The organism is Burkholderia sp. LFS061 (assembly GCF_047978125.1).
GTDB lineage: Bacteria > Pseudomonadota > Gammaproteobacteria > Burkholderiales > Burkholderiaceae > Burkholderia > Burkholderia pyrrocinia_C.
Genome location: NZ_JBFPFS010000084.1, coordinates 1 through 10,267, shown reverse-complemented (window position 1 = coordinate 10,267; position 10,267 = coordinate 1). Strand labels below are relative to the sequence as shown.

Annotated in this window: 9 protein-coding genes, 2 tRNA genes and 5 pseudogenes; 4 read left to right on the top strand and 12 right to left on the bottom strand. The window is 58.9% G+C overall.

The features are described 5' to 3' along the window. The 5 genes and pseudogenes from ACNQQL_RS35295 to ACNQQL_RS35275 all read right to left on the bottom strand — a co-directional run. Positions 1 to 522 (bottom strand): annotated as a pseudogene (locus ACNQQL_RS35295) (transposase); the annotation flags it as partial. Between the two features lie 65 nt (positions 523 to 587). After that, positions 588 to 961 (bottom strand): annotated as a pseudogene (locus ACNQQL_RS35290) (transposase domain-containing protein); the annotation flags it as partial. 30 nt (positions 962 to 991) lie between these two features. Further along, positions 992 to 1,114: a hypothetical protein gene (locus tag ACNQQL_RS35285; protein WP_416392819.1), complete on the bottom strand. Its 123-nt coding sequence runs from the start codon at positions 1,112 to 1,114 to the stop codon at positions 992 to 994. A gap of 453 nt (positions 1,115 to 1,567) precedes the next feature. Further along, positions 1,568 to 1,644 (bottom strand) — tRNA-Ile (locus ACNQQL_RS35280). An 89-nt stretch (positions 1,645 to 1,733) separates the two neighbouring features. Continuing rightward, a tRNA-Gly gene (locus ACNQQL_RS35275) sits at positions 1,734 to 1,806 on the bottom strand. Between the two features lie 244 nt (positions 1,807 to 2,050). On the opposite strand from ACNQQL_RS35275, the pseudogene ACNQQL_RS35270 reads away from it, so the two are divergent. After that, a pseudogene (locus ACNQQL_RS35270) lies at positions 2,051 to 2,959 on the top strand (IS1182 family transposase); the annotation flags it as partial. Positions 2,960 to 3,040: 81 nt separating this feature from the next. Here ACNQQL_RS35270 and tnpC read toward each other — a convergent pair. Genes tnpC through ACNQQL_RS35255 form a run of 3 tightly spaced genes read right to left on the bottom strand, consistent with a single transcriptional unit; the run spans position 3,041 to position 5,252 of the window. Then, a complete protein-coding gene (tnpC, locus tag ACNQQL_RS35265; RefSeq protein WP_347069338.1) occupies positions 3,041 to 4,612 on the bottom strand; it encodes an IS66 family transposase in 1,572 nt (523 codons plus the stop codon). A gap of 29 nt (positions 4,613 to 4,641) precedes the next feature. After that, positions 4,642 to 4,989, bottom strand: coding sequence for an IS66 family insertion sequence element accessory protein TnpB (gene tnpB / locus ACNQQL_RS35260; protein ID WP_347069351.1), 348 nt, complete (start codon positions 4,987 to 4,989; stop codon positions 4,642 to 4,644). Further along, positions 4,989 to 5,252 (bottom strand): hypothetical protein, encoded by a 264-nt coding sequence (locus tag ACNQQL_RS35255; RefSeq protein WP_347069329.1) that lies wholly within the window; start codon positions 5,250 to 5,252, stop codon positions 4,989 to 4,991. Before ACNQQL_RS35255 ends, tnpB begins: the two co-directional genes overlap by 1 nt. 228 nt (positions 5,253 to 5,480) lie before the next feature. Here ACNQQL_RS35255 and ACNQQL_RS35250 point away from each other — a divergent pair. Next, positions 5,481 to 5,644 (top strand): annotated as a pseudogene (locus tag ACNQQL_RS35250) (IS5/IS1182 family transposase); the annotation flags it as partial. A gap of 5 nt (positions 5,645 to 5,649) precedes the next feature. On the opposite strand, the gene ACNQQL_RS35245 reads toward ACNQQL_RS35250, so the two are convergent. The 3 genes and pseudogenes from ACNQQL_RS35245 to ACNQQL_RS35235 form a co-directional block, all read right to left on the bottom strand. Continuing rightward, positions 5,650 to 6,930: an MASE1 domain-containing protein gene (locus ACNQQL_RS35245; protein ID WP_347069327.1), complete on the bottom strand. Its 1,281-nt coding sequence runs from the start codon at positions 6,928 to 6,930 to the stop codon at positions 5,650 to 5,652. A 264-nt stretch (positions 6,931 to 7,194) separates the two neighbouring features. Next, positions 7,195 to 8,079 (bottom strand): annotated as a pseudogene (locus ACNQQL_RS35240) (IS5 family transposase); the annotation flags it as partial. 134 nt (positions 8,080 to 8,213) lie between these two features. Continuing rightward, positions 8,214 to 8,444, bottom strand: coding sequence for a hypothetical protein (locus ACNQQL_RS35235; RefSeq protein ID WP_347069325.1), 231 nt, complete (start codon positions 8,442 to 8,444; stop codon positions 8,214 to 8,216). An 89-nt stretch (positions 8,445 to 8,533) separates the two neighbouring features. Here ACNQQL_RS35235 and ACNQQL_RS35230 point away from each other — a divergent pair, with 89 nt between their 5' ends. Further along, complete coding sequence (locus ACNQQL_RS35230; protein ID WP_347069323.1) at positions 8,534 to 8,992, top strand: hypothetical protein; 459 nt, start codon at positions 8,534 to 8,536, stop codon at positions 8,990 to 8,992. Beyond that, on the top strand, positions 8,973 to 9,461 hold the full coding sequence (locus ACNQQL_RS35225; RefSeq protein ID WP_347069321.1) for a hypothetical protein: 489 nt from the start codon (positions 8,973 to 8,975) through the stop codon (positions 9,459 to 9,461). Before ACNQQL_RS35230 ends, ACNQQL_RS35225 begins: the two co-directional genes overlap by 20 nt. 39 nt (positions 9,462 to 9,500) lie before the next feature. Here ACNQQL_RS35225 and ACNQQL_RS35220 read toward each other — a convergent pair whose 3' ends face one another. Then, positions 9,501 to 10,058 (bottom strand): TniQ family protein, encoded by a 558-nt coding sequence (locus ACNQQL_RS35220; protein WP_347069315.1) that lies wholly within the window; start codon positions 10,056 to 10,058, stop codon positions 9,501 to 9,503. Positions 10,059 to 10,267 lie beyond the last annotated feature (209 nt).

Here is a 10,267-nt window from a genome sequence, read left to right as displayed (position 1 = left end):
TCCGGTACACGCGCTTGTGATTCCAGCCGAAGCCTTTCACGTTGCGCAGGTACAGGAAGCACAGTCCGAAGCCCCAGTTCCGGTGGTTGTCCGTCAGGCGCAGCAGCCAGTTCGCAATCTCGTCGTTCTCGGCGGTGCGCCGACCGACGTACCGATAACGGGCCTGGCTGATCCCAAATGCCTCACATGCCAGCCGGATCGATACGCCCCGGCTGGACACCGCTCGCATGGCCATCTCACGCCGGCAAGATGGCCTTAATCTTTTTTTGCGAGCGCCTCCGCTACGATCTCGGCCTTGATCTTCTCCTCGACGTACATCTTGCGCAGCCGGGCGCTCTCGGTCTCCAGTTCCTTCATCCGCGCGATCAGCGAAACGTCCATGCCGCCGTACTTCGAGCGCCATTTGTAGAACGTCGCCGTGCTGATGCCCAACTCCCGGCACAGGTCCGGCACCGACAGCCCCGATTCCACGCGCTTGAGCGCGTCCATGATCTGGCTGTCCGTGAATCTCGACTTCTTCATGCTGTAGAACTCCCTCAGCAAGAAAATTCTACTTCTGGTCACACCGGTTTTTCGGGGAGATTACCATGGTCATCGTGCGCGCAGAACCGTTCAGACTCGGGCAACTCGTGCCGCACGACCTCGCGCGGCAGATTCGGATCGAGTGGTTTGCGCCCACGCTTGCCACGCGTGTGGGCTGCAACCGATGCGCCGGGCACGTCCTCGCGCGCGGGCGCATCGGCAGTCGTCGCCAGTGCCTCTGCTTCGTTAAACAGACCAAGCTGATCGGCATGGCGCGCCTCGCTCGATGCGCCGAACAGTTCGTACTTGTAGGCCCGCAGTTTCTCCTCAGCTAGATCGCGCTGAGCCGTCACGAGTCGAAGCTCATCGCGCAGCGCATCGCGTTCGGCGAGCAGTGCCTGGATTCCTCAACACTCGGCATGACAGGGCTGTTCGGTATGGCCGATAGACCATGCCACCTGCGTGGTGTTCAGCTCATCCGCGCGTAATATCGCAGGGGATGCTTCCGGATTACGGCTAGGTCGATGCCGTCGAGCAGCCAATGCAACTGCTCAGCGCTGAGCGTGATCGTGTCGCCTCCGTTCGGCCAGATGAAGCGGTCGGCTTCGAGTCGTTTGAGAAACAGCTAGAGACCGTTGCCGCCCCAGCCGATATCTTGATGCGATCGCGCCGGCGGTTGCCGAACACGAACAGCGTCCAGGTCATCGGGTTCAGGCGCATCGCCTGTTCGACCAGGATCGACAGCCCGTTGATGCCCACCCGTTTCTAGCGGTATCAGATTACCAACTGCCTCGCAAACCTCCACGGTTTTCCACGATGAACTAAAAAAATACCGCCCTTGTGAGGCGGCATTAAGGGTAAAGCTTCCGCTCTACCACACGAGGTGGCCACGTCCGAGGGGTATGACGTAGCCGGCTTCGAGTGTGCCCGAATGCAGCCGCAGGTGCGACAAGAATCGTCTTGGCATCGCGGGGAATTCAATTTCACGAGATGTATGGACCGGCCAAAGTGCTGCATCGGTCGAATTATCTCGCCGAGGGTTTCGTGGTGGGCCCGGCCGGACTTGAACCGGCGACCAATCGATTATGAGTCGACTGCTCTAACCAACTGAGCTACAGGCCCACGACAGCAGCGCAGTAATTCTAACTTACGGGAGGGTACCGTCGTCAGCTTCAGGTGCAAAACCCTACTTCGACGGATCACATCCGCAGTGGGGCGGGTGAAGGGAAGCAAACTCTCATCGGAAGCTTGGAAGATTCCGCTCTCCCTTTGAGCTGCACCCACACAGACGAACGTTTCCGCCCTCCCCACCTAGAACTGTCTCTCACGTCAGTAAAAAGATGCCGCCCGAGGGGCGGCATGCAAAAGAGTCGAAAAGTCCTGAATGCCCATCTGGGGAGATGAGCGTTTCGGATAGTACGAGATTTGAGTAGCTTGCGCTCCCGAGAGGTTTCTTGATTTCACCGGTACTGAAATTGTTCTTGCACCGTCGAGGACATTGCGGCAGCACAAAAAAGCCGACCCCTTCATGAGGTCGGCTCAGACTGCTGACAAACTGATGCGCGAGGTCCAGGTCAATGTCGCGTATCGCTGGTTCGCCCGGTTCCGGCTGACCGACAAGGTGCGGGATGCCTCGACGTTCTCGCAGAATCGCCGCCGGCGCTTCACGGACACGGCGGTGTATCAGGAAATCTTCGACGAGATCGTGCGGCAGGCAATGAAGCGCGGGCTGGTCGACGGTCGAGTGCTGTACACGGACAGCACGCATCTGAAGGCGAACGCGAACAAGTTCGACGTGGTGAAGCTGGAGCAGACGCCCGCGGCATACGTGCAGAAGCTGGATGCGGCGGTGGATGCGGATCGGGCCGCGCACGGCAAGAAGCCGCTGAATCGTGACGATGACGAACCGCCGCCGAGCAAGGAAACTAAGATCGGCCGGACCGATCCGGACAGCGGCTACATGGTCCGGGACGACAAGCCGAAGGGATTCTTCTATCTGGACCACCGCACGGTGGATGCCAAGCACGCGATCATCACCGATACGCAGACACCGGCCTCGGTGCACGACAGTCAGCCGTATCTGGAGCGGCTGGATCGGCAGCGCAAGCACTTCGAGTTCAAGGTGGACGCGGTCGGGCTGGATGCAGGCTACTTCACGCCAGCGGTATGCCAAGGGTTGGAGGAACGCGGGATTGCCGGGGTGATGGGCTATCGCACGCCGAACCACAAGCCGGGCATGTTCTACAAACGGCAGTTCCAGTACGACGCGTATCGCAACGAATACGTGTGCCCGCAGGGGCAGGCCTTGCCTTACAGCACGACCAATCGGGCCGGCTATCGCGAATACAAATCCAATGCGCCAATCTGTCGGCACTGCCCGGTGCGGGCGCAGTGTACGACCAGTGCCAACGCGGTGAAGGTGGTGACGCGCCACGTCTAGGAACGTGCCAAAGAACGGGTGGACGCGCGACGTCTGACCGTAAGCGAGTAGCCAGTGCCGTCTTGACGCCGCTGGCGTTTATGCCGGTGTAGAGATCTCGTCTGCGACGGCCCAAGGCATGAGTTCGTCGACGCGGTTGATCGCGTGATCCGCGATGCGTGGCAGAACGAAGCGTAGCCAAGCCTCGGGATCGACGCCGTTGAGTTTCGCCGTGCCGATCAAGCTGTAAATCGCGGCGGCGCGTTCGCCACCCGAGTCAGCCCCCGCGAACAGGTAATTCCGCCTCCCGATCGCAACCCCGCGCAGCGCACGCTCGACCGGCAGGTTATCGATCTCCAGGCGGCCATCGTCGCAATAGCGCGTGAGCGCCTCCCACCGGTTCAGCGCATAGAGGATCGCCCGACTCGTGTCGGATTTGCGCGAGAGCGTCTCCAACATCGCCGTCAGCCATGTGTGGAGCTGATCCAGCAGGGGTCGGGCGTGGGCTTGCCGATGCGCCCGGCGTTCGTCGGGTGGCTTGCCCCGGATCGTTTCCTCAACCTTGTACAGCGCGCCGATGCGTTCCAGTGCCTCGGTATTCAACGCATTTGGGCGAGCGGCGTGCAATTCGTAGAACTGCCGCAGGGTATGTGCCCAGCACGCTGCTTCGGCGACGCGTCCCGTTTCGTAGATCGCCTGGTAACCGCTGTAGGCATCGGCCTGCAGTGTGCCGTTGAACGATTCAAGATGCTGCTGCGGGTGGATGCCCTTGCGATCCGGCGTATAGGCGAACCAGACCGCCGCCGGCGTCACGTCTCCCGAGTTCCGATCGTCGCGCACGTAGACCCACAGCCGTCCGGTTTTCGTCTTGCCATTGCCCGGCGCGAGCACCGGCACCGGCGTATCGTCGGCATGGAGCTTCGTTGCCGCCATCACGTGCCGATGCAGCGCGTCGACGAGCGGTTGCAGCAGCGCCGCACTGTGACCCACCCACTTCGCCAGCAGCGAGCGATCCAGTTCGACGCCTTCGCGCGCATAGATCACCGACTGCCGATAGAGCGGCAGGTGATCCGCGAACTTCGAGACCAGCACGTGGGCCAGCAGTCCCGGACCCGCCATGCCTCGCTCGATGGGGCGACTCGGCGCAGCCGCCTGAGCGATGTGATCGCAGCACGAACATGCCAGCTTCGGTCGCACATGGCGGATGACGCGGAAGCTCGCCGGCACATATTCGAGTTGTTCCGAGACGTCCTCGCCAAGCGGCTTCATCGGCGCACCGCACGCCGTGCAGGTTTCACGGGATTCGGGCCAATGGGTCTGGATCTCGCGCGGCAGGTGTTCCGGCAATGGCTTGCGTTGTACCTGTTCCGGCGCCGTGCGCGGCGTCCTGGGGATCTCGACGGGGGTTGCGCCTTCGTCGGCCTCGAGCTCTTCGAGGCGCAGTTCGAGTTGTTCGATCTGGTGATCCAGCTTCTCCGAGCGGCGGCCGAACTGCATGCGGCGCAGCTTCGCAATCAGCAGCTTCAGATGCTCGATTTCGGCCTTGTCCGTCGCCGTTGCTGCCTTGTGCGATTCGACCACGTCTTCCAGAAGCCCGATACGCGCGTCGCGCTCAAGCAGCAGGGCCTTGAGCGCTTCGATGTCATCCGGGTACGCGTTCGCCGTCGTCATGCCGGCAGTCTACGCGCCGGCCGGCAGGTTTACAACGCAGAGGTTGGCGTCGCCGTGCGCACCGGCTGACGCCAGTCGATGCCTTCCAGCAGCATGGACAGCTGCGCCTGGCTCAGGCAGACGACACCTCCGTCCGCCTGCGGCCAGATGAAGCGGCCACGTTCGAGCCGTTTCATCAGCAAACACATGCCGTCACCACTCCACCAGAGCACCTTGATCAGATCACCACGTCGCCCGCGGAACACGAACACGTGGCCGCTGAATGGGTCTCGCTCGAGCACGGTCTGCACCTTCGCGGCCAGGCTGTTGAACCCGGAGCGCATGTCGGTCACGCCAGCAGCCAGCCACACACGTGTCCCGGCGGGAAGGCCCAGCATCACGAACCCGCTCCCAGCAAGCTCGTGAGCACAAGCTGCAGTACATCAGGCTGCGGCTTGCCTTCGAAACAGACGCGTACGCCACGATATTCGACGACCAGACCGGATGACCCGACCGGCTCCGGTATCGGCGGCGATGCCATCTGAACAGGCAGGAATATTTCGGCCGGCACGGATGTGGGCGTTGCTGCACGGCCCTGATCTCGCTGCCACTTCGACACAAGGTTTGCGTTCAGCCCATGCGCGCGCGCGACTTCCGCCATCGAGCGAGTCGGGTCTCGCGTTTCCGCTACAACCGCGCGCGGAACTCCTTCGTGTAATTCCTGGAGTCTCGCCGCCGACCCCGTGCCTTGATTTCCATTTCTTCTGATTCCCACCACATTTTGGTGGGGACCAGATTGCCGCCTATGAGCCGTCATGAACAGACGGTGCTGGAGCAACGCTTACAATCCGGTTCGACAAGGCTGGCTTGCAAGCCAGCCTTGACGCAAGAGCGCCTCGGACGCCATCGGTGGGTTGTCGAAGGCACACATGCTTGGTTTGCGGGTTTCAGCGAGCTCCGTATCCGTTTGAACAGCGGCTCGACATCCATACGGCGCCGCTAAAACTTGCCACTGCGATTATCTGCTCGCGATTCGTGGATGACTTGTGTTAGTCGCTCTAAGCTATCTGCGCTGTTCGGAATAATCCTGCAACTTTCTCAACCGCACCGTCTGGTCCATGTACGGCCGCAAAAGTTACCTCTATTGTTGGGTAAAATGCATTTCGTGGATGTAATATTTCAGTAACCTTGCATTGAAGTCCTTGCCTCACTGTTATTAGGGATTTTTCTGCGCGCAGTTTGTCGATCGGGTCGATCCATTCTGTCCAGTTCGAGAAAGAAGCCTGCATTACTTTGTCTGAACCTAACACTGATGTGGCATTGTCGCTCCATATGGCCTCACCCGTTGCAACGTCGAACTCAACGCTCGCAATAGATGCGGCTTCCATGATCTGCTGATATCGAAACTGACATGATTTTTCATCAATCAGTGTAGCGAAACGCTCATTTACTATGCCTTGCATCAGGAGTGTGACTATCGTCCAGACTGATACGTATATCATTGCTTCGATTAATGCTGCATCGCCGATTTCAAGTGAGATATGAAACGGGCCGCCTCCTGAGGTTGTCAAACCGATCACCACAAGTGCGCCCACTAGGGTCGTAAATGCACCGCCACTTGAACCCCACTGGAATGCGGTCAGCAACAGAAGCGGTGGCGGGAGATAAGCAGACGCGGCTGCGAAGGCGCCGAACCGCCTCAGTGTATCACCAGAAAAAACGATCCACGTGACGGCAATGAACGTCGAAAACAATACTGCTCCAGTACGAAACTGTCGCATTGACATGCCACCAGAGCGTTTGACGCGAAAATCATTAAATCCAAGTAAAACCGGCGCGACAATTAACACGCCAACCACGGACGAGCATGCCCATGCTCGTCCGCCATCATTATGCTGAAAAGCAGGGCTCAGCCAATGCCCAAGCTGAACAGTCAACGTAGCACCAAGTAATCCTGTTATAGTTGAACCTGCAATTAGCCCACCCGTCTCCCGCAATGTATTTCGATGCCCGCGTGCAATGCCAGCGGCTACCGTGACGCCAGCCAGCACACTCAACGGATCGATAAGAGAAAAGACGACAGCCTCTACGCTGGACAGGCCGCGTTCTGTCAGTGCCCACGCCATGCTAGCGGCCCAAGTTCCTGCCAGGATCGCCGCCCAGCAATTTCGTGGCGCCACCATAAATACACCAAACATAGCGCCTGATGCTAGCCAAGCCGATGTGATGTGTGTCTTGTCGCCTGTTATTGCGTGGGTGAACATCGCAACAAAAAGATAGATCAATACCATTGCTGGCGCGATAAATTTAAATTCAATAATATTTGATTTAATATTCATGTGCACCCGAAATAATTTCCATTAGAATATGTTTTTTAATCTAATTTATGGCCATTTTAATCGATCCACTTCAACGGAAGGCGCTATTCCAGCCAATTGGAGTGGATCGATGGATTTTTTTGATTCCCTTCTGATGGAGAGCATGGGGCGTATCTGAAATTTCCAGTGCAGCAATATCTCGCGTAGATTGGCGATGTTGCATAAATCAGGCACAAGGACGAAGTGATGCCTTTGTATGGTCCCAGGCGATGTGGATGGACTCGTGCGTACGAACTCAGTCATGCGGTTGAGCGTACCCACACGAATCGCGACCTCAGTAGCCTGCGAGTCGATGCGTTGAGCCCACTGGGCAGGGGCCGGTGAGTGTCTTGAACTGATACGCCGCGTTCTCGGCGATCGAACGACGTTGATAGCCGCTGCTCTTCTTCCATGCTCGGCGGCTGACTCGAGCGATCGTGTCGACTGCCTCATTGCGCTATGCGGCGTCCGGAACGCTCGCATTCCGGTGAACAGCGCCGTCGCGCGGTGGAATACTCGGTATCGCACCGCGTGGTAATCGCGGCATGGCACGGCTTGGAGTCGTAAGCACCGTCGCCGCCAACTGTATCGAGCCGTGCGTCGGTCGGAATCTGGTCGAGCATCGGCCAAGATATCGTCGTCGGCGACGTCTTGGTGCGGCATCAAAGTGGCACGCATCTGACAGGTATTCCCGTCGAGCGCAATCTGCCCTTTGCGCCACGTTCGACGCTTTGAATAGCCATGCTGGCGATCCGTCCATTCGCCTTCGCCGTAGACTTTCAAGCTGGTGTTGGTGACCACCAAATTGATCGGTTCGTCGTCGCGAACGGTCGGAAGTTGAACTTCAAGCGTTTGCGCGCGACGACAAAGCGTCGTGTAGTTCGGCACCGGCAGGCTGGCAAAAGCGAGATCGAGAATACCCTGGAGGGTGTCCAGCGGCAAGCGGAACACAGTCTTCAGGCCGAGCAACGCCTGAATCAACGCGTCCCGATACAAACGCGGACGGCCGCGCGTTGGCTCGACCTCGGGCATGCTACCAAGGGCCGCTTCATCGATCCACATCGTCACGTTACCTCGGTTGATCAGGCCGGCGTTGTAAGCTGCCCAGTTCCTGACGCGGTGGCGCACCATTGCCCCCCCCGCCTCTTGCTTGTGTCCCTGTGCATCTTCTCGGCAAAAATCGAGAAGCTACGCAGGAACCCGAATTGTTAACAGGAGCTTCACCACACACCGTTGTGTGTAAACGTCACCGTGCCACGCCTGATTTATGCAACAAGGCCGTCCTCGATCGAATCAGATTTTGGGTCGATCTCTTCCGCGGCCTGTTTGAGGACTTGAGCAACCACCTTGTGGTTGTCGGTGGCGCTGTGCGCTTCCGCTACCGACCTGAAGAATTGGGCAATGGCTTCCCGGGGCGTATCGGTTTGATCTGCGAGTGCATTCGCGAGTTGAACAATATTGATCTGCATGTCGCGCACGAATTCGTCGTCTGTCATATCTGCTCCCGTCAACAAAATATTTCGAAAATTGGATTCCGCACAGATCAATAACCTGCGCGGCTATTTAAACGCACTCGGGCAACGTCATGAATTCGGGCCGCTTCACCGAAAAGGATTTCTTCGACGAAATAGCCAAGCTGGCGGCGTCCCTGCGGCGCGACATCGACGCCTGGTCGACGGGCCTCGATCCGACACCGGCCGCACGTCTCGTGCGCCGCAAACGCGTCCTCGTCAATGGCGCCCCCCAGTTCTTCGTGTACACATACCTTCCGCATCACATTCGCGGCGAGCCGTCGCTGTTCCAAGTGCATTTTTTCAAGCGCTTCCCGAAACTGCTGCGCCAATCCGGCGGCGCTCGCGACCAAGATCGGTCCCGCGTACATCATTGCGCAAAGGCTGCTGCAGCGCACCGAGATTCGTCGCGAAGTGGGCTGGACAAGCAAAGCGCCCCCGTTCCTCGACTACCTGATCCTGTTCGGTGCGGAACGGGCGATTCGCGGCACGTTTCACGGATCGAGCCGGCCCATGGTGCTGTTCGGCGATGACCTGATCACCGACGCCGAGATCCCGACCGAACGGCAGAACCGCTGGACGTGGCTGGAAAAGGCCATCGACTACCTCGGGCCGGCGGACAGCTCGGTCAAATATGTTGGCGTCGGCACCGTGCTCGACAAGGACAATCCAATCTCGTGGGCGAAACGCATCATCGGACACGTCGTCCACCACTTCCGCGTGATCGCGCAGATGCCAGCCGACATGGATCTGCGGGCGCAGTGCGAAGGGTTGATGCTCAACGCCGTCAAAGGGGCTATCGAACACGCTTCAGCGCGTGGCGAGATCGTGCCTGACAACACGCTGCCGTCGTACCGCTTCTACCTGGAGCATCGCGCCGCAATGGACGCGGGTGCGATCATCTCTTGGCTGTTGGTATGCACGCTGTACTCGCTGATGCGCCGGCATGTCAATTCCCCGCGGGCCTGCGCCACTGATGTAGGCGTTCACAATCACTGCTAGCGGCGTTCACAAGAGTGCTAGCAGCGTCCAGTAATACTGCTAGCGCCGTGTTTTCCTGACTGTAAGCGGCGGGCATCGGTAACGCGATATCGCACGGAGTGCGGCGTCGAAATTGGGGGCTCGCGCGAGAATCGATTGAGGAACCGCCTCAAGCAGGCCGTGATGTACCTTGCAGTAGTCAGCTGACGGATCGAGCCACTCCCTCTTCCACCGCGATGCAGTGACATCGGCGTTGTTCAGCACGAGACATCTGAAGCAATACGCCAGGTACCTCTGGTCGACGATCCACTCATGCGGCGTCTGGATCATGTCCAGAATTCCGTCGTTGATACGTGCCAGTCTGGACAGCCGGCTCAGGTTTGAGGATGAAACAGGAGGGAACAGGATCCAGCCCGCCTTGGTCAGTCTGGGCATCTCCAGGCCGGTGCCCATTTCCCAGATCAAACCAACACTTGTCTTGTAGCGCGCTGCGATCCGACCGAGCCAGCTGCCAAACGCCTCCTCGAAGAAGGGGCGAGGTGCAATCGGCCAAGGCCTGTCGATATCAGGCATTTGCTCGGGCAACACGCTCGAGGTGTGGGATATCGATGAACTCATCGCCGTTCCGGATCGCTAGCTCAGCTGCATCGTTGAGGATCGTCGATATGGCGCCCGTTAGGGATGATGTTCAAAACTGGCGAAGGCCCGCATGTTCAACAGGTCGGTTGCCGTGGACAATAAGGACATGAAACAGACCGACCTGAACCTTGACCTGACGATCCGGCGGACGCGCAAACGCGTATTTCTCGACGAGATGGAGCGTGTGG